The sequence below is a fragment of the Paraburkholderia caffeinilytica genome (assembly GCF_046030355.1).
Lineage (GTDB): Bacteria > Pseudomonadota > Gammaproteobacteria > Burkholderiales > Burkholderiaceae > Paraburkholderia > Paraburkholderia caffeinilytica_B.
On the sequence record NZ_JAQQCQ010000037.1, the window covers coordinates 40,273 to 59,345 of the forward strand.

16 protein-coding genes are annotated in these 19,073 nt (G+C 63.1%); 14 read left to right on the plus strand and 2 right to left on the minus strand.

The window, feature by feature from the left end; all coding sequences use genetic code 11:
- Window positions 1-118: 118 nt before the first annotated feature.
- The 4 genes from PQQ95_RS34495 to PQQ95_RS34510 all read left to right on the plus strand — a co-directional run bounded on the left by PQQ95_RS34495 (window position 119) and on the right by PQQ95_RS34510 (window position 4,353).
- Window positions 119-1,357: a CaiB/BaiF CoA transferase family protein gene (locus PQQ95_RS34495; protein WP_408446304.1), complete on the plus strand. Its 1,239-nt coding sequence runs from the start codon at window positions 119-121 to the stop codon at window positions 1,355-1,357.
- Between the two features lie 45 nt (window positions 1,358-1,402).
- Window positions 1,403-2,440 (plus strand): ABC transporter substrate-binding protein, encoded by a 1,038-nt coding sequence (locus tag PQQ95_RS34500; protein WP_408446305.1) that lies wholly within the window; start codon window positions 1,403-1,405, stop codon window positions 2,438-2,440.
- A gap of 116 nt (window positions 2,441-2,556) precedes the next feature.
- A complete protein-coding gene (locus PQQ95_RS34505; RefSeq protein ID WP_408446307.1) occupies window positions 2,557-3,369 on the plus strand; it encodes an ABC transporter ATP-binding protein in 813 nt (270 codons plus the stop codon).
- Between the two features lie 159 nt (window positions 3,370-3,528).
- Window positions 3,529-4,353 carry an ABC transporter permease gene (locus tag PQQ95_RS34510; protein WP_408446310.1) on the plus strand — a complete coding sequence of 275 codons (825 nt, stop codon included), beginning with the start codon at window positions 3,529-3,531 and terminating at the stop codon, window positions 4,351-4,353.
- Window positions 4,354-4,609: 256 nt separating this feature from the next.
- Here PQQ95_RS34510 and PQQ95_RS34515 read toward each other — a convergent pair whose 3' ends face one another.
- A complete protein-coding gene (locus tag PQQ95_RS34515) occupies window positions 4,610-5,584 on the minus strand; it encodes an NADPH:quinone oxidoreductase family protein (protein WP_408446313.1) in 975 nt (324 codons plus the stop codon).
- Between the two features lie 200 nt (window positions 5,585-5,784).
- Here PQQ95_RS34515 and surE point away from each other — a divergent pair, with 200 nt between their 5' ends.
- The 6 genes from surE to rlmD all read left to right on the plus strand — a co-directional run bounded on the left by surE (window position 5,785) and on the right by rlmD (window position 12,058).
- On the plus strand, window positions 5,785-6,543 hold the full coding sequence (gene surE, locus PQQ95_RS34520) for a 5'/3'-nucleotidase SurE (RefSeq protein ID WP_408446316.1): 759 nt from the start codon (window positions 5,785-5,787) through the stop codon (window positions 6,541-6,543).
- A complete protein-coding gene (locus PQQ95_RS34525) occupies window positions 6,540-7,631 on the plus strand; it encodes a protein-L-isoaspartate(D-aspartate) O-methyltransferase (RefSeq protein ID WP_408446319.1) in 1,092 nt (363 codons plus the stop codon). Before surE ends, PQQ95_RS34525 begins: the two co-directional genes overlap by 4 nt.
- Before the next feature lie 5 nt (window positions 7,632-7,636).
- The gene (locus PQQ95_RS34530; RefSeq protein WP_408446322.1) at window positions 7,637-8,575 is read left to right on the plus strand and encodes a peptidoglycan DD-metalloendopeptidase family protein; all 939 of its coding nucleotides are present in this window, start codon (window positions 7,637-7,639) and stop codon (window positions 8,573-8,575) included.
- Window positions 8,576-8,586: 11 nt separating this feature from the next.
- Window positions 8,587-9,657 carry an RNA polymerase sigma factor RpoS gene (gene rpoS, locus PQQ95_RS34535; protein ID WP_408446324.1) on the plus strand — a complete coding sequence of 357 codons (1,071 nt, stop codon included), beginning with the start codon at window positions 8,587-8,589 and terminating at the stop codon, window positions 9,655-9,657.
- A 4-nt stretch (window positions 9,658-9,661) separates the two neighbouring features.
- Window positions 9,662-10,438, plus strand: coding sequence for a 3'-5' exonuclease (locus tag PQQ95_RS34540; RefSeq protein ID WP_408446326.1), 777 nt, complete (start codon window positions 9,662-9,664; stop codon window positions 10,436-10,438).
- 201 nt (window positions 10,439-10,639) lie between these two features.
- Window positions 10,640-12,058: a 23S rRNA (uracil(1939)-C(5))-methyltransferase RlmD gene (rlmD, locus tag PQQ95_RS34545; RefSeq protein WP_408446329.1), complete on the plus strand. Its 1,419-nt coding sequence runs from the start codon at window positions 10,640-10,642 to the stop codon at window positions 12,056-12,058.
- A 109-nt stretch (window positions 12,059-12,167) separates the two neighbouring features.
- Here rlmD and PQQ95_RS34550 read toward each other — a convergent pair whose 3' ends face one another.
- Complete coding sequence (locus PQQ95_RS34550) at window positions 12,168-12,971, minus strand: outer membrane protein assembly factor BamD (protein ID WP_408446370.1); 804 nt, start codon at window positions 12,969-12,971, stop codon at window positions 12,168-12,170.
- A 95-nt stretch (window positions 12,972-13,066) separates the two neighbouring features.
- On the opposite strand from PQQ95_RS34550, the gene PQQ95_RS34555 reads away from it, so the two are divergent.
- The 4 genes from PQQ95_RS34555 to PQQ95_RS34570 all read left to right on the plus strand — a co-directional run bounded on the left by PQQ95_RS34555 (window position 13,067) and on the right by PQQ95_RS34570 (window position 19,049).
- Window positions 13,067-14,443 carry an RluA family pseudouridine synthase gene (locus PQQ95_RS34555; RefSeq protein ID WP_408446331.1) on the plus strand — a complete coding sequence of 459 codons (1,377 nt, stop codon included), beginning with the start codon at window positions 13,067-13,069 and terminating at the stop codon, window positions 14,441-14,443.
- On the plus strand, window positions 14,440-15,282 hold the full coding sequence (pgeF, locus tag PQQ95_RS34560; protein ID WP_408446334.1) for a peptidoglycan editing factor PgeF: 843 nt from the start codon (window positions 14,440-14,442) through the stop codon (window positions 15,280-15,282). The genes PQQ95_RS34555 and pgeF overlap by 4 nt, the downstream gene beginning before the upstream one ends.
- A 637-nt stretch (window positions 15,283-15,919) precedes the next feature.
- Complete coding sequence (phaC, locus tag PQQ95_RS34565) at window positions 15,920-17,734, plus strand: class I poly(R)-hydroxyalkanoic acid synthase (protein ID WP_408446372.1); 1,815 nt, start codon at window positions 15,920-15,922, stop codon at window positions 17,732-17,734.
- A 133-nt stretch (window positions 17,735-17,867) separates the two neighbouring features.
- Window positions 17,868-19,049, plus strand: a complete 1,182-nt coding sequence (locus PQQ95_RS34570) for an acetyl-CoA C-acetyltransferase (RefSeq protein WP_408446337.1) — start codon at window positions 17,868-17,870, stop codon at window positions 19,047-19,049.
- Window positions 19,050-19,073 lie beyond the last annotated feature (24 nt).

Below are 19,073 nucleotides of genomic sequence, written 5' to 3' on the forward strand. Positions count from 1 at the left end.
ATATTACCGGCAGCGCCATGTCGCGGCGCCTGCAATTCCCGAGCGCGCCGGGCGGGACCGCTCCGCATCGTTTCCCGACGCGCCGCGCCCAGGCAAGCACAGCACATAGAGGAGACACATGAGCGTCAATCCCGATCCCAACGCCACCGCCACCACTACACCAAAAGGCCCGCTCACCGGCGTCAAGGTGCTCGAGCTCGGCACGCTGATCGCCGGCCCGTTCGCCGCGCGCTTTCTCGGCGAGTTCGGCGCCGACGTCATCAAGATCGAAGACCCCAAAGGCGGCGACCCGTTGCGCAAATGGCGCAAGCTTTATCCGGAAGTCGGCGGCACATCGCTTTGGTGGGCCGTTCAGGCGCGTAACAAGAAATCCGTCACGATCAATCTGAAAGCCGAAGAGGGCAAGGAGATCGTGCGGCGCCTGGCGAAAGAAGCCGATATCGTCGTCGAGAATTTCCGGCCGGGTTTGCTGGAGAAGCTCGGGCTCGGCTACGACGTTTTGTCGGCGGAGAACCCCGGGCTCGTGATGGTGCGTCTGTCCGGCTACGGCCAGACCGGGCCCTATCGCGACCGGCCCGGATTCGGCGCGATTGCCGAATCGATGGGCGGTTTGCGCCACATCACCGGCTATCCGGATTTGCCGCCGCCGCGCATCGGCATTTCAATCGGCGATTCGATTGCCGCGCTGCACGGCGTGATCGGCGCGTTGATGGCGCTGCATCACAAGCAGGTGAATGGCGGCAAAGGGCAGGTCGTCGACGTCGCGCTGTACGAAGCGGTCTTCAACATGATGGAGAGCGTGGTGCCGGAGTACGGCGTATACGGCATGGTGCGCGAGCGTACTGGCGCGTCGCTGCCGGGTATCGTGCCGTCGAACACGTATCCGTGCCGCGACGGCAGCATCGTCATTGGCGGCAATAGCGACCCGATCTTCAAGCGCCTGATGATCGCTATCGAACGCGACGATCTGGCGAACGATCCCGCCCTCGCGCACAACGACGGCCGCGTGCCGCGTACCCAGGAAATCGACGGCGCGATCGCCGCATGGCTCGCCACGCGCACCATCGACGAAGCGCTCGCCGTGCTGAACGCCGCCGACGTGCCGGTCGGCCGGATTTACAGCGTCGCGGACATGTTCACCGATCCGCAATACATGGCGCGCCAGATGATCCAGCGCTTCAAATGGCAGGACGGCCGGGAAATCACGCTGCCGTCGGTGACGCCGAAACTCTCGGAAACCCCCGGCGAGACGCGCTGGTTAGGCCCGGAACTGGGTGAACATACCGATGAAGTCCTTCAATCACTAGGTTATGATTCTGACCACATTGCAAGGTTGCATGCGCAACAGATTGTGTGAGTGAGCGCGCGGCAAAAAGACAACAAAGTTCGGAGACTAGAGACCATGCAACGCAGAACCTTCCTCGCTGGTACCGCAGCCCTTGCGGGCGCCACGTTCGCCGCCACGCCGTTCGCTTTCGCGCAGGGCAAACCCGAAACCACCAAGGTGGCGATCGCCGTCGGCGGCAAGAACCTGTTCTATTACCTGCCGCTCACGATTGCCGAGCGCCGCAATTACTTCAAGGATGAGGGGCTCGAGGTCGAAATTTCGGATTTCGCCGGCGGCTCGCAAGCGCTGAAGGCGGCCGTGGGCGGCAGCGCGGATGTAGTCTCCGGCGCCTTCGAGCACACCTTGCTGTTGCAGGCGCAAAAGCAGTCGTTCCGCGAATTCGTGTTGCAAGGGCGCGCGCCGCAGATCGTGCTCGCGATATCGAAGAAGGCGATACCGAACTACAAATCGATCGCCGATCTGAAGGGCAAGAAAATCGGTGTCACCGCGCCGGGTTCGTCGACCTCGATCATGGCGAGTTTCGTGCTGGCGAAAGCCGGGCTGACTGCCAAAGACGTCTCTTTCATCGGTGTGGGTGCGGGAGCGGGGGCGATCGCGGCATTGCAGTCCGGCCAGATCGACGCCATCGCCAATCTCGACCCGGTGATGACCAAGCTCGAGCGTACCGGTGAGATCCGCGTCGTATCCGATACACGCACGCTCGCCGATACGCGCAGCGTGTTCGGCGGTGATATGCCGGCGGGCTGTATGTATGCGTCGCAGAGTTTCATCACGAAGAATCCGAACACCACGCAGGCGCTGACCAATGCCATGGTGCGCGCGCTCAAGTGGCTGCAAACGGCGACCGGCAGCGAGCTGATCAATACCGTGCCGGAAGGCTACCTGCTCGGCGACCGCGCGGTGTATCTGGACGCGTGGCAGCACGTGAAGGAAGCAATGTCGCCGGATGGTCTGATGCCCGCCGATGGCCCGGCCACGTCGCTTAAAACCCTGCAGGCATTCGACCCGAACGTGCAGGGCAAGCCGATCGATCTGTCGAAGACGTGGACCAACGACTTCGTCAAGAAAGCGTTGGCAACGGTCAAAGCCTGAGCACTGTCAGTGTGAGGTCGGGAGCGGCACGCGCCGGATTCGCCCCGACCACCGCCGCCATCACGGCGTGACGAACCGAAAACCGATCGAAACCGATCTTCGAAGCGAGTCGAACGATGACCGTTGCCGCCCTGGCGCTCGATAACATCACCTGCACCTTTGCTGCGCGGGACAACCGCGCGCAGCGTTATACGGCGGTCAAGGACACCACCTTGCGCATCGCGCCGGGCGAATTCGTCTCGGTGGTCGGTCCGACCGGTTGCGGCAAATCCACTTTGCTGAACGTCGGCGCGGGTTTGCTGGAGCCGTCGTCGGGAACGGTCAGTGTGTTCGGCGAGCCGCTCAAGGGCATCAACCGGCGCGCCGGCTACATGTTCCAGGCCGACGCGCTGATGCCGTGGCGCTCGGCCATCGACAACGTGATGGCCGGCCTCGCATTTCATGGCGTGCCGCCGGCCGAAGCGCGCAGCAAAGCCGACGAGTGGCTGAAGCGCGTCGGTCTCGGCGGCTTTGGCGATCGCTATCCGCATCAATTGTCGGGCGGCATGCGCAAGCGCGTCGCGATGGCGCAGACCTTGATCCTCGATCCGGACATCATCCTGATGGACGAGCCGTTTTCCGCACTCGATATCCAGACGCGTCAGCTGATGGAAAACGAGTTGCTCGACCTGTGGGCGGCCAGGCGCAAAGCGGTACTGTTCATCACGCACGACCTCGACGAAGCGATCTCGATGTCCGACCGTGTCGTGGTGCTGTCAGCGGGGCCGGGCACGCATCCGATCGGCGAATTCACAATCGATCTGCCGCGTCCGCGCGACGTCGCCGAGATTCGCGCGCACCCGCGTTTCGTCGAGTTGCATGCGCAGATCTGGAGCGTGTTGCGCGATGAAGTGCTCAAGGGTTATCAGCAGCAACTCACGGCTGTTTAAGCGGGGCGCGTAGTTGTGTTGCGGAATGGCGTGGCGTGGGCGTGGTCTGGTGGCACGTACGGATATCCGTAGTTGCATCACTGTAGTGAGCCCCGTAGTTAAGTCCTGTTTGTTGCGTCCTGTATTGGCGTCGATCAATCGTCTAAGGCAAACCGAGTCATGTGGAAGACGTTGCGCCCGAACCGGGCGAACCTGGTGATCTGGCAGTGGCTGCTGCTCGTGCTGTGCTTCGTGCTCTGGTACGTGCTGACCAGTCCGACGCTGCTGCCGGCGTTTTATTTCGACGATCCGAACAAGGCCGCGTTCTTCTTCGGCGAGCCGCAGAAGGTGCTGCAGCGCATCTGGGAATGGTTCACGGGCGGCGAAATCTATCTGCATCTGTGGATCACCCTGGTCGAAACGGTGCTCGCGTTCGTGCTCGGTACGGCGTTCGGGCTCGGCGTCGGCCTGTGGCTGGCGCTGTCGCCGCTTGCGAGCGCGCTGTTCGATCCGTATATCAAGGCCGCCAATTCGATGCCGCGCGTGATTCTCGCGCCGATCTTCGGCGTGTGGTTTGGCCTCGGCATCTGGTCGAAGGTGGCGCTGGGCGTCACGCTGGTGTTCTTTATCGTGTTCTTCAACGTCTACCAGGGCGTGAAGGAAGTGAGTCCGGTCGTGCTCGCCAACGCGCGCATGCTCGGCGCGAATCGCAAGCAGTTGTTGCGCTTTGTCTATCTGCCAAGCGCGATGAGCTGGGTGTTTTCGAGCCTCCACACATCGGTTGGCCTGGCGTTCGTCGGCTCCGTGGTGGGGGAATACCTCGGCTCGGCGCGTGGCGTCGGCTATCTGATTCTGCAAGCCGAAGGCACTTTCGATATCAATACTGTGTTCGCCGGAATTCTGGTGTTGACTGCGTTCGCGCTGATTCTCGATGCCATCGTCGGGCTTGGCGAGCGGCGGCTGATGAAGTGGCAGCCGAAGTCGGGCGATACGGAAAAGTTGTAGTTCTGCGATGGGCGAGCGCCGGCTAGCACAAGGCTTCGCAAGCAAACAGTCCCGTAAGGGACTCAACGCGCGGCGAGGTTCAATGCGAGGCACGGTTCGACGAGTCTGGCGCGCAGCGAGCGCGTAGCCCGAGAAACGCATGGCCGGGCAAACGTAAGCTGCATCATCTCAAAGACTCAACAAAAAGCGGCATGAGGTTCTCAACCTCATGCCGCTTTTTTCCGAGCTAAAGGGGCGTGGCGTCGGCGCTCACCGGCTAAGGCGTAATCACCACCTTCCCGATCACTCGCCGCTCCGCCATATCGCGCAATGCGCGGCCGGTGTCTTCAAGCGAATACCGTTCCGACACGTAGGGCTTGAGCTTGCCCTCGCCGATCCAGCCGGTCATCTGCTGGAACGCGGCGTGATTGTGTTGCGGCTCGCGTTTCGCAAAGTCGCCCCAGAACACGCCGACGAGACTTGCGCCTTTGAGCAGCGTCAGGTTGAGCGGCAACTTCGGGATCTCGCCGTTTGCAAAACCGACCACCAGATAACGCCCACGCCAGCCGATGCTGCGAAATGCCGGTTCCGCATACACACCGCCGACCGGGTCGTAGATCACGTCCGGACCCTTGCCGTCGGTCAGCGCCTTGATGCGTTCGCGCAGGTCCTCGGTGCTGTAGTTGATGGTGGCGTCCGCGCCATGCTTTACGCAGATGGCGAGCTTCTCATCGCTCGACGCCGCTGCGATCACACGCGCACCGAGCGCCTTGCCGATCTCGACCGCGGCGAGTCCGACGCCGCCCGCCGCACCTAACACCAGCATCGTCTCACCGGCCTGCAACTGCCCACGATCGACCACCGCATGATGCGAAGTGCCATAGGCGAGCGTGAACGCGGCGGCCAGTTCGAAGTCGACCCCGTCCGCCAGCGGCACGCATGCCGTGACCGGCGCCAGCGCCTGCTCGGCAAACCCGCCCGAGCCGGTGAATGCGACCACGCGCGAGCCCGGCTTGAACTGTGTCACACCAGCGCCCACCGCGCGCACGACGCCCGCGACTTCCGAGCCGGGCGTAAAGGGCAGCGGCGGTTTGAACTGGTATTTGTTCTCGATGATCAGAACATCGGGAAAGTTGACCGCCGCCGCTTTGACGTCGATCACGACGTGGTCTGGCGGCGGCTCGAGGTCAGGCAGATTTTCGACGACCAGGTTCTCCGGCGGCCCATATTGATTACAGCGAATCGCGCGCATCGTGTCTCCATATCGATCAGGGGTTCGCAACCATTCTGAGTGTAAAGTAATCCGCACGATCGTGCGTTTTATTGCTCGCAGCCGATGTTTGCCAAAGGGATCGCCTGCGGCGCGGGGCCCGGCGCGTGCGCTTTGCACGTGAGGCGCGCGTGGTCTGCCGTGTCGTTCGCGTGCCTTCTTTCCTCGGTTACAATCGCCGCATGCGAATCCTACTCAGCAATGACGACGGTTATCTGGCGCCCGGCCTTGCCGCGCTTTACGAAGCGCTCAAGCCGATCGCGGACGTCACCGTGATGGCCCCCGAACAGAACTGCAGCGGCGCGTCCAATTCCTTGACGCTGTCGCGCCCGCTTTCGGTGCTGCGTTCGGCGAACGGGTTCTACTACGTCAACGGCACGCCCACCGACTCGGTGCACATCGCATTGACGGGCATGCTGGACCACACGCCGGACCTTGTCGTCTCGGGCATCAACAACGGCCAGAACATGGGCGAGGACACGCTCTATTCGGGCACCGTCGCCGCCGCTACCGAAGGCATCATGTTCGGCGTGCCGGCCATCGCTTTCTCGCTGGTCGACAAAGACTGGGTGCATCTCGAAGACGCTGCGCGCGTGGCCGCCGAGATCGTCGCGCATTACCTCGAGCAACCGCTGCCGGGGCATCCGCTCCTCAACGTCAATATTCCGAACCTGCCGTACGAGCAACTCAGCGGTTGGCATATCACGCGTCTTGGCAAGCGGCACCCGTCGCAGCCGGTGATCCGCCAGACCAACCCGCGCGGCGAGCCGATTTACTGGATCGGTCCGTCGGGCAGCGCGCGTGACGCGAGCGAAGGCACCGATTTCCACGCTGTCGCCAACGGCCAGGTGTCGATCACGCCGCTGCAGCTCGACCTGACCCACACGCAGATGTTGCCCGCAGCGCGCGACTGGGCGCGCGCCGGCAGCGGCGCTTCATGACCAGCGAGCGCGCAAAGCGCTTTCCGCTCGGCCTCGAAGATCTGGTGCGCGAACCGCGCCGGCCTGAAGGGCGTCCGGGCGAAATGCGCGCGGCGGCACTTGCCGCGAGCGCCGCACTGAACGCACGCCAGCAACCGGCGAAGAACTCGCCGCCCGGCGCTACGGGCAAGACCCAGCCGAAGCCGCCGGCGAGAGCGCAGACGCAACCGCAAGCGTCTGCGCAAGCAAAGCCGCAGGCGAAGGCGCCGATCAAGGCGCCGGTGAGTTCGCCGCTGAACTCGCCTGTTAGCGGCAAGGCGAAGCCGCAAGCCAAACCACACGCTCAGACCGGCGGGCCAGGTTCGGCCGTGCGCGCTGCGCCAAAACCGGCGCCCGTGAACAAACCCGCCGCCAAACTCAATGAGCGCGCAGCCGTGCCGAACGTCGCATTGAACGGCGCTTTGGCACTGACTTCGGAACGGGTTCGCGAACGGATGGTCGAACGCCTGCGTGCGAACGGTGTGACCGATCAGCGCGTGTTGAACGCGATGTCGGTGGTGCCGCGCCACATGTTCGTCGACCCGGGCCTCGCGGCCCAGGCCTACGAAGACGCCGCGCTGCCGATCGGCCATCACCAGACGATTTCCAAGCCCTCCGTGGTCGCGCGGATGATCGAACTGGCGGCCGCCGGCCGCGCGTTGAACAACGTGCTCGAAATCGGCACCGGTTGCGGCTATCAGGCGGCGGTGCTGAGCCAGGTCGCGCGGGACGTTTATTCGATCGAACGCATCAAGCCGCTGTCCGAACGCGCGAAGACAAACTTGCGTCCGCTGCGCATTCCGAACATCCGGCTGCACTACGGCGATGGCCGCCTGGGTTTGCCGTTGGCGGCGCCGTTCGACGCGATCGTGATCGCTGCAGCCGGGCTTGATGTACCGCAGGCATTACTTGAACAACTCGCGATCGGCGGCCGTCTGGTCGCGCCGGTCGGCTCGCAGGAAGGCCAGAACCAGGTGCTGACGCTGGTTGAGCGCCTCGGACCCGCGCAGTGGCGCGAGTCGCGGCTTGATCGCGTTTTCTTTGTACCCTTAAAATCCGGAGTGATTTGACACCGATGAGTATGTTGCGCGCGATGCAAAGAACCAGACTGACTCTCCCTATGACCGTAACCCAGCGTAGCGTGTGCGTGCTCGCCTTGTCCCTGTTGATGTCGGCCTGTGCGAGCCGCCTCGATCAGGCGCCGGTTGTCGACCGCTCCGGCAGCGGTGCGCTCGGCACGCAAGCCGCGCAGCAGCCGGCCGTGCCGCTCGGACCGCCGCCGCCGGGCTACTACCGCGTGAAACCGGGCGATACGCTGTACCGGATCGCGTTGGAGAACGGCCAGAATTACCGCGATATTTCGACGTGGAACAATCTCACCAACCCGAATCAGATCGAAGTCGATCAGTTGCTGCGCGTCGTGCCGCCAGGCGCGAACACCGCCGCGCTGACGCCGGGCGTGTCGACCGCGCCGATCGGCAGCGGTGGCGCGGTGCAGAGCGCGCCGCTTGGCAGTACGCCGTCGTCGGCGGGGGCCGCAGCAGGTGTCGCGGCGCCGCCGATCTATGGTTCGGGTGCGAACAACGCCTCGCTGACGCCGCCGGCCAATCCGGGTGCGGCAGGCGATTCGAGCGCCGGCGCATCCGGTAACGTTGCGTTCGCATGGCCGGTGCGCGGGCCGATGCTCGGCACGTTCAACGATTCGACCAACAAGGGTATTAATATCGGCGGCGCGGCTGGCGATCCCGTCAAGGCTTCGGCGGATGGCCGCGTGGTTTATGCCGGAAATGGGCTGCGGGGTTACGGCAACCTCATTATCATCAAACATGATGCAACTTATCTCACGGCGTATGCACACAACCGCGCTTTGATGGTAAAAGAGGGGGATGCGGTGACCAAAGGGCAGAAGATCGCCGAGATGGGCAACAGCGATTCCGACCGCGTGATGTTGCATTTCGAAGTTCGCCGGCAGGGTAAGCCTGTCGACCCACTGAAGTATTTGCCGCCGCAATAAGCGAAACGACCATGCCGAAATCGAAGCGCCGCCTGCCGCAAGCCGAGTCTGAGACGATTAGCCGCGTCACGTCCGCTTCGGTGGAGGAAAGCGGCGCTCCGGAAGTAGAAGAAGAGATCGCAGAGGAGCGCGATCTCGACGAACGTCAGAGCGGCGCGGAAGAACCTGGCGAGGCCCGTGAGGTTCCGCCCGACGCGGACGATTTCCGTGCGCTGCTGCAGGCCGAGCTGACGGCCGACACGATTCAGCACTATCTGAACCGCATCAGCGTCAAGCCGCTTCTGACCGTCGAGGAAGAGCAGAAGTATTCGCGCCTCGCCAAGGCGGGTGAGTTCGAAGCCCGGCAAGTGATGATCGAGCGCAATTTGCGGCTCGTTGTCAGCATCGCGAAGGGTTACCTGAATCGCGGCGTGCCGCTGCTCGATCTGATCGAAGAGGGCAACCTCGGCTTGATGCATGCCATCGAGAAATTCGATCCCACGCGCGGCTTCCGTTTCTCGACGTATGCCACGTGGTGGATTCGCCAGAGCATCGAGCGCGCGATCATGAATCAGGCGCGCACGGTGCGTTTGCCGGTGCACGTGATCCGTGAGCTCAACCAGGTGCTGCGCGCGAAGCGCCATCTGGAAAAAAATTCGATGAATTCCGGTGAAGCCGCTGAGCGCCGCGACGCCAGCATCGACGACATTGCCTATCTGACCGGCAAGACCACCGACGAAGTCACCGACATTCTCGCGCTGAACGAACACACCGCGTCGCTCGACGCGCCGCTCGATCTCGACCCGGCGAGCAGCCTGCTCGACCTGCTGTCTGACGACCAAAGCCAGTCGCCGGATGCCGAAGTGCAGCACCGCGAACTGGAAACGCTTACGCGTGCCTGGCTCGCGCGGCTGTCGGACAAGCATCGTCATGTGATCGAACGCCGCTTCGGGCTCAACCACATCGAGCCCGCCACGCTCGAAGAGCTGGCCGACGAAATGGGCCTCACGCGCGAGCGTGTGCGCCAGATCCAACAGGAAGCGCTGGTGCGGCTGAAGCGCTTCTTTGCCTCCAACGGTGTTCGGAAGGACGCCGTTCTATAACCTGATGACACCGATTCTTGTTTTCGACATCGAGACGATTCCCGATGTCGCCGGCATTCGCCGCCTCGAAGATCTGCCCGTCACGCTGAGCGACGCCGAAGTCGCCGAGCACGCTTTTGCGGCGCGCCGCGAAAAGACCGGCAGCGATTTCCTGCCGCATCACCTGCAACGAATCGCCGCGATTTCCTGCGTGTTCCGCGACAACAACGGTTTCCGTGTGCGCTCGCTCGGCACGCTGGAAGACGGTGAAGCGGCGCTCGTGCAGTCGTTTTATCGCGTGATCGAAAAGTACACACCGCAGCTCGTGTCGTGGAACGGCGGCGGGTTCGACCTGCCGGTGCTGAACTACCGCGCGCTGGTCAACGGCATTCCCGCATCCCGTTTCTGGGATCTCGGCGAGGACGATCGCGAGTTCAAGTGGAACAACTACATCAGCCGTTATCACGCGCGTCACACGGATCTGATGGACGTGCTGGCCATGTATCAGGCGCGCGCCAATGCGCCGCTCGACGCGCTCGCGAAGATGTGCGGCTTCCCAGGCAAGATGGGCATGGACGGCAGCCAGGTGTGGCACGCTTACCAGGAAGGGCGCATCGAGGAAATCCGTAACTATTGCGAGACCGACGTCGTCAATACGTACCTGCTGTATTGCCGCTTCCAGCTGATCCGCGGCGCATTTTCGGCCGAAGAGTACGCGGACGAGGTCAATCTGGTCAAAAATGCGCTGGCGCTGGAAGCCGCGCCGCAATGGACCGAGTATCTGGCCGCGTTCGATCAGTAAGCCGCTTGTTGGCCCTGCAACGAAACCATTCGCCGCGTACTAACGCTATTAGCGTTTGAGCACCTGACGGCAGCCGCCGCGGTGCGAAATGGTGCGCAAGCGGCACGGTTCGCCTTATGCTAATCGTGGTCGAAGCGATCGGTGTGCGCGGCGCTTCGTCTACAATCTCGCCTTTCCCCCAAGTTTGTCAGGAAGTCGCAGGTGTCCCGAACTGCCCCCCAACGTCGCTCGCCGAAGCGCCAGAAGGCGCCCGCTCCGGCGAAAGCGCACGTCATTACCGGCACTGAGCCGATCATCGAAATCGTTTCGCTCGATATGGAAGCGCGCGGCGTGGGCCGCATCGAGAGTGAAGACGGCACGCCCGGCAAGGTGATTTTCGTCGAAGGCGCGTTGCCCGGCGAGCGTGTCAGCTACACGACGCATCGCAGCAAGCCAAAATTCGAGCAGGCCGAGGTCGTTCAGGTGGTCCGTGAAAGCGTGCTTCGTACCCAGCCGAAATGCACCTACTTCGATATCTGCGGCGGCTGTTCGATGCAGCATCTCGACATCCGCGCCCAGATTGCCGTCAAACAGCGCGTGCTCGAAGATAATTTCCAGCATCTGGCCAAGCTGCGTCCGGAGACGGTGTACCGGCCGATTCACGGGCCGGCGTGGGGATACCGCTACCGCGCGCGTCTGGCGGTGCGCTATCTGCCGGAAAAGGGCGGCATGCGTATCGGCTTCTACGAGAAGAAGAGCAGCTACATCTCGGATATGAAGACCTGCGAGATACTGCCGCCGCACATTTCGGCGATGCTGATGCCGCTGCGTTTCATGGTCCGCAAGCTGTCGATTTACGACCGTATGCCGCAGATCGAGCTCGCGGTCGGCTCCTCGGTTACCGCGCTGGTGCTGCGCAATCTCGCGCCGATCACCGCCGCCGACGAGCAGGTGCTGCGCGATTTCGCCGACGAACACAAGATCCAGTGGTGGTTGCAGCCGGGCGGTCCCGACACGGTGACACCGTTCTATCCGCTCGACATGCAGCTCGACTACACGCTGCCGGAATACAACATCCGGATGCCGTTCAAGCCGACCGACTTCACTCAGGTGAATCACGCGATCAATCGCGTGCTGGTGAGCCGTGCGCTGCGTCTGCTGGCCCCGGCCAGCACGGACCGGGTCCTCGACCTGTTCTGCGGAATCGGCAACTTCACGCTGCCGCTCGCGCGGATTTCGAAGGAAGTGATGGGGATCGAAGGCAGCGAAGTGCTGACTTCGCGTGCGCTCGCGAATGCCGAATTGAATGGTGTGGCGGGCCATACGTCGTTTGCCTGCCGCAACCTGTTCGAAGTCACCGCCGATGATTTGCGCGCGCTCGGTCATTTCGACAAATTCCTGATCGACCCGCCGCGCGAAGGCGCGCTGGCTGTCGCCAAGGCGCTCGCGGAGATTGCGCAGAGCGGCAATGGGCCGTTGCCCAAGCGTATTGTCTACGTGTCGTGCGCGCCGGCCACGCTCGCACGCGATGCGGGCCTACTGGTGCATGAGGCTGGCTACCGGTTGGTGGGCGCGGGTGTGGTGAACATGTTCCCGCACACCTCGCACGTGGAGTCGATTGCGTTGTTCGAGCGGGACTGAGCGCACGAGTCTGGTTGCCGGCCGCTGCCGCATCGGCTGGCGGCGCTGCATAAACAAAAACGCCACGACCGAAGTCGTGGCGTTTTTATTTAAAGCAGCTAATCGAGGCTTAGAACTGCCACCACGACTTTTCCGTACCCGGCCTTGCATGGCCCGTGATATACGGACTGTCGGGGAAAGTGCCAGCCAGAATGCGCTTCGTGTCGTCAGCGAGTTGCGGCTGGTTCAGCTTCTCATACGACAGCATCATGATGTGCAGGGCGTCTTCGATAGCCGGTGCGTTCTTGTATTCCTTCAACGCCAGTTGCGCGCGGTTGATCGCGGCGACATAGGCGCCACGGCGGTAGTAATAATCCGCCGCGTGGACCTCATGCGACGCCAGCGCGTTCACGATATAGCGCATGCGTTGCGCGGCGTCCGGCGCATACTTGCTGTTCGGGTACTTGTCGACCACGACCTTGAACGCGTCATACGACTCGCGCAGCGACTTCGGATCGCGCTCGCTCATGTCCTGGCCGGAGAAGCGGCCGAACAGACCGAGGTCGTCGTTGAAGTGGATCATGCCCTTCAGGTAGTACGCGTAAGCGATGTCCGGGTGATCCGGGTGCAGCTGGATGAAGCGGTCGATCGCCTGGTCGGCGGCGGCGTTTTCGTTATCTTTCCAGTTGCAATACGCGACGTTGATCTGCGCTTGCTGGGCAAAGTGGCCGAACGGATCGCGGCCTTCGAGCATCTCGAAATACTTGGCGCACTTGCCGAAATCACCACCGGTCAGAGCGTCGTTCGCCTCCGTATATAATTTGTTGTTGTTCCACGTAGCCGTCTCGTCGGTCTTTTCCGGCAGGCCGTGGCAGGCCGCAACAACGGCGACGGCTGCGGCGCACGCAATGTATCCGGCCACTTTCCGGGCCATCTTCTTGATGACCGCCAAATTGATCGCCGCTTTAGTGATGGTGTTCAAGGCTCGCATTTTCCAGTCTAGCTTTACGTCCAGGTGACCCAGACTCAATGACCCGCTCAAATACTCCAGGCGCCGCAACCGGTGCCGGGAATAGCAACAAAGATTATAGCGTAAGCGCTGACCCCTCCGACGCGTTGGGCGTCGATTCACTCGACGACGATCTCGGCAGCGACGCGCTTGCCGCTGCCGACCCGCAAAGCCGGGTGCCAACGGTGGCGAGCCCCGTGGCGGACGAGTCGCCGCGCAGCGTCGTCGTGCCCGACGAACTGGCCGGCGAACGCCTCGACAAGGTGCTCGCGCGGATCTTTCCGGAGTTTTCACGTAACCGGCTGCAAAGCTGGATCGAGTCGGAGCGCGTGCGCATCGACGGCAAGCCGGCCAAAATCCGCCAACCCGTGCCGCTTGGGGCGACCATCGAGCTCGTGCCCGATCTGCTGCCGGAGCAACTCGCGTTCACGCCCGAGCCGGTGCCGCTCGAGATCGTCTACGAGGACGACACGCTGGTGGTCATCAACAAGCCGGCCGGCATGGTCGTGCATCCGGCGGCCGGCAACTGGAGCGGCACGGTCCTCAACGGCCTGCTATACCGCTATGGCGACGCCGCGGCGGGCCTGCCGCGCGCGGGTATCGTTCATCGGCTCGACAAGGAAACGTCCGGCCTGATGGTGGTGGCGCGCACGCTCGAGGCGCAGACGGATCTGGTGCGCCAGCTCCAGGCGCGTACGGTGAAGCGCCGTTATCTCGCGCTGGTGTGGGGCAACATGCCGGAGGAAGGCACGATCGACGCGCCGATCGGCCGCGATCCGCGCGAACGCACGCGCATGGCGGTGGTGACGAGCGCATCGGGCAAGGCGGCGCGCACGCATTTCCGGCGCGTGGACACGGCGATCTGGCAGCGTCAGCCGGTCACCGCGATTCATTGCGATCTGGAAACCGGACGCACCCATCAGATTCGCGTGCATTGCGCGCATATCGGTCATCCGCTGCTTGGCGACCCGGTTTATGGGCGCGCGCGCGGCAAGCGTTCGGTGACGCCGTTGCCGGACGGTTTCGCGCGTCAGGCGCTGCACGCATGGCGTCTCGGTCTGATCCACCCGAAAACCGGCCGCACCATGCAATGGCGCGCCGATGCGCCGGAAGACATGCAGGTGCTGTCGGCGGCGCTCGGCCTCGGGCGCGACGATGCGGGCGAGTTCGACGAGACGTACTACGAGGAAGACGACTACGACGCTTCGTTAGACGACGATAGGGACGAAGACGACGCACACGCCGACGGCGCTCACGACGAAGCTCAAGAACACGACGACGACGGCGAGCACGACGAAGATCAGGACGAAGATCAGGACGAAGATCAGGACGAAGATCAGGACGAAGATCAGGACGAAGATCAGGACGACGAACACGACGAGGACGGTCACGCATGAGCTTGCCCGAGCTGAGCTTTGCCGATGTTGTGCAACCCGCATGGAACGTGTCGCCGCGTGTGCGTGCGCTCGTCACCACGCGCAACGGCGGCGTGAGCGAGCCGCCGTTCGGCCGCTGGCAGGACGGCGCTGAGCAGCCCGGCGGCCTGAATCTGGGGATGAAAGCCGGCGACGATCCCGTAGCGGTCGCAACCAACCGCGCACGGCTGCTGAGTCTGGCGGGCGTAGGCGAGGCCGCGTGGCTCGAACAGATTCACGGCGCCGGCATCGTGCGAGCGGAGGATGCACTCGCGCAGACTCGCGCAAGCGGCACGCCGACACGCGCGGACGCCAGCGTCACCGATCGGCCCGGCACGGTGTGTGTCGTGATGGTCGCCGATTGCATGCCGGTGCTGTTGTGCGACGAAGCGGGACGGGCGGTGGGTGCAGCCCATGCCGGCTGGCGCGGTCTGGCCGCGGGTATCGTCGAGCAGACGGCGCAGCGCGTCGCTGCTCTCGCCGGTGTGGAAGCGGCATCGTTGCATGCCTACCTCGGTCCGGCCATCGGACCAGACGCATTCGAGGTCGGTGCAGACGTGCGTGACGCCTTCATGAACGGCGTGGACGGCGCACAACGCGAAGCCACCGCGAACGCATTCATTACGCATCCGCAAAACCCCGGCAAATATCTCGCCGATCTTGCGGCGCTGGCGCGCTTGCGTCTGCAGCGGCTCGGCGTGACGCGCATTGCCGGCGGCGATCTGTGCACGGTCACGCAGCGTGACCATTTCTATTCCTATCGCCGCGATCGCGAGACGGGCCGCATGGCCGCGCTGATCTGGCTGGACGATCAGGCGTAGACCCTCGCGGACCCAGGCTTCGCGTCAAGTCTGGCACTCAATCATCCACGCATGGCTGCATCGAATGGCGCTTCGCTTTGTCAGCGCCATCATGCGGCCGTGCGGCTCGCCCTGGCATCCACCGATGCAACGTCTTCCTGCGAATCTCCGTATGAGGGTTTATTCGGAGGCGCATCACCCGTTTTGCTGCGCTGCCGGAGATCGCCGCGCATGCGTAAATCCGCCGCCAAAAGTGTCTGCAAGCGAACGGATAAATACACATAATCCCATGCAATACGGGAGCTTTTTTTGCTTATGCCGGCACTTGCCAATTCGAGTCCTAAAAGCGCTATCTGCTATACAGGGAAAACGATAATTAAAAAACTATCGCACTGCGGCAAAATCGGGAACAAGCATTGACATGCCTTGCGATGGGGAGCAAGAATGTTCCTCACAGCTCCTCGTACATGGGACAGGGCGTGACGAGGTGCGAGCAATCGCCCGCGTGCGCATGAACCTGCCTCTCAACCCGTCCGTAAGGACTTACCGGTCAAAAGCAGGTATGGCAGCATCACATTCCTCAGCTTCTCCCAGCACGGACTCCTCGACGGAGCATACGCAGCAGGCCGGTACGAGCGGCGCAACGCCGGCCGCAGGCATGCAGCAGTTACTGGACGCCTGGATGAACGCATGGCGTTCGCTCGGCACACCGCCCGGCGGCAACGGCATGCCTTTCCAGATGCCGCCAGTGCCCCAGGTGCCGCCAATCGGCTTGCCGCAGATGCCGTCGTTCCCCGGCATGCCTGACTTCAGCCAACTGGCCGCGGGATCGCTGCCGTCAATGCCGTCACTGGCGGGACTCAATATTCCGAGTGCCGCGATTCCCTCGGAGCGTTTGCAAAAGCTGCAAGCCGATTATTCACGCGAGGCGCTGGAGCTGATCCAGCAGGCGGCCACTTCCACGACGAAAGCGCCCGAACTCAAGGACCGCCGTTTCAGTTCCGACGCGTGGAGCGCGAGCCCGGCCTATGCCTTTACTGCGGCGTGGTATCTGTTGAACGCGCGCTATCTGCAGGAAATGGTCGACGCGCTCGAAACGGAACCGAAGATGCGCGAGCGCGTCCGGTTCGCGGTTCAGCAATGGACCGCAGCCGCGTCGCCGAGCAACTTCTTCGCGTTGAACCCGGAAGCGCAAAAGACCTTGCTCGATAGCAAGGGTGAGAGCTTGCGCCAGGGCGTAATGAATCTGCTGGGCGACATGCAGCGCGGCAAGATTTCGCAGACGGACGAATCGCGTTTTGTGGTCGGCGAAAATCTCGCGAACACCGAAGGCTCGGTGATCTTCGAGAACGACCTCATTCAGTTGATCCAGTACAAGCCACGCACGGCCACCGTGCGTGAGCGGCCGCTGCTGATCGTGCCGCCTTGCATCAACAAGTTCTACATTCTCGATCTGCAACCGGAGAACTCGCTCGTCGCACACGCGCTCGATTCGGGGCATCAGGTGTTTCTGATTTCGTGGCGCAACGCGGATGCATCGATCGCAAGCAAGACGTGGGACGACTACATCAGCGAGGGCGTGCTCAAGGCGATCGAAACGGTCAGCAAGATCAGCGGCCGCGAGCAGATCAACACGCTTGGTTTCTGCGTGGGGGGCACCATGCTCGCTACGGCGCTGTCGGTGGCGGCCGCGCGCGGCGAACATCCGGCCGCGTCGATGACCTTGCTCACCGCGATGCTCGATTTCTCGGACACGGGCGTGCTCGACGTGTTCGTCGACGAGGCGCATGTGCAGATGCGCGAGCAGACTATCGGCGGCAAGCAAGGCAGCGCGCCCGGACTCATGCGCGGCATCGAATTCGCGAATACCTTCTCGTTCCTGCGGCCGAACGATCTGGTGTGGAACTACGTCGTCGACAATTACCTCAAAGGGCGCACGCCGGTGCCGTTCGATCTGCTGTATTGGAACAGCGATTCGACGAGTTTGCCGGGCCCGATGTATGTCTGGTATCTGCGCAACACCTATCTCGAGAATCGTCTGCGCGAGCCGGGTGCGTTGACCACCTGCGGCGAACCCGTCGACCTCTCGAAGGTCGATGTGCCCACCTTCATCTACGGTTCACGCGAAGACCATATCGTGCCGTGGCAAAGCGCCTATGCGTCGGTGCCGCTGCTCTCCGGGCCGCTGAAGTTCGTGCTCGGTGCGTCGGGTCACATCGCGGGCGTGATCAATCCGCCGGCGAAGAAAAAGCGCAACTACTGGACGCTGGAAGGTGATGTCAAGACGTTGCCGGAAAACCCGGACGAATGGTTCGATCAGGCGACCGAAGTGCCTGGCAGCTGGTGGCCCGAATGGACCACGTGGCTCGATCAGTATGGGGGCAAGAAAGTGAAGCCGCGCGCCACAGCCGGCTCAGCCGAATTCCCGGTGATCGAAGCGGCGCCGGGGCGTTATGTGCGGCAACGGGAGTAGGCTTCAGCGCGCCTGATGGCGCGGTGGTTTGGCGGTATGAATGCGCGTCCGGATGGGCAAGGGCGCATGAGCAACAAGATTTTTAACTTGACGGGCTGCGGCGTATTTAGCCGATGTCCCGGAGGATATGGAAATGACTGATGTTGTGATCGTATCGGCCGCCCGTACGGCAGTGGGCAAATTCGGTGGGTCGCTGGCGAAGATCGCCGCGCCCGAACTCGGTGCCACCGTGATTCGCGCCGTGCTCGAACGGTCTGGTCTGAAGCCTGAGCAGGTTAGCGAAGTCATTCTGGGGCAGGTGCTGACGGCAGGCTCGGGCCAGAACCCGGCGCGTCAGGCGGTGATCAAGGCAGGGCTGCCCACGGCCGTGCCCGGCATGACGATCAACGTGGTGTGCGGCTCGGGCCTGAAGTCCGTGATGCTGGCGGCCAACGCAATCATCGCGGGCGACGCGGACATCGTGATCGCCGGCGGTCAGGAAAACATGAGCGCCGCGCCGCACGTGCTGCCGGGCTCACGCGACGGTTTCCGCATGGGCGACGCGAAGCTGATCGACTCGATGATCGTCGATGGCCTGTGGGACGTCTACAACCAGTACCACATGGGCGTGACGGCGGAAAACGTCGCCAAGGAATACGGCATCACGCGCGAGCAGCAGGACGCGTTCGCGGCGCTGTCGCAGAACAAGGCGGAAGCCGCGCAGAAGTCGGGCCGCTTCAACGACGAAATCGTGCCGGTCGAGATTCCGCAACGCAAGGGCGAGCCGCTGCGTTTCGCAACGGACGAGTTCGTGCGTCATGGCGTGACGGCGGAATCGCTGGCCGGTCTCAAGCCGGCTTTCTCGAAGGAAGGCTCGGTCACGGCGGCCAACGCGTCGGGTCTGAACGACGGTGCGGCGGCGGTGCTGGTGATGTCGGCGAAGAAGGCCGAAGCGCTCGGCCTCAAGCCGCTTGCGCGCATCAAGGCTTACGCTACTTCGGGTCTGGATCCGAAGATCATGGGCATGGGCCCGGTGCCCGCGTCGCGCCGTTGCCTCGAGCGCGCGGGCTGGACGCCGGCCGATCTCGACCTGATGGAAATCAACGAAGCGTTTGCCGCACAGGCGTGCGCTGTGAATCAGCAAATGGGCTGGGACACGTCGAAGATCAACGTGAACGGCGGCGCGATTGCGATCGGCCATCCGATCGGAGCGTCCGGCGCCCGGATTCTCGTTACGCTGCTGCACGAAATGCAGAAGCGCGATGCGAAGAAGGGTCTGGCGTCGCTGTGCATCGGCGGTGGGATGGGCGTGGCGCTGGCGCTCGAACGCGCTTGATGGGCCTGGGTCCTGAGGCCGCCA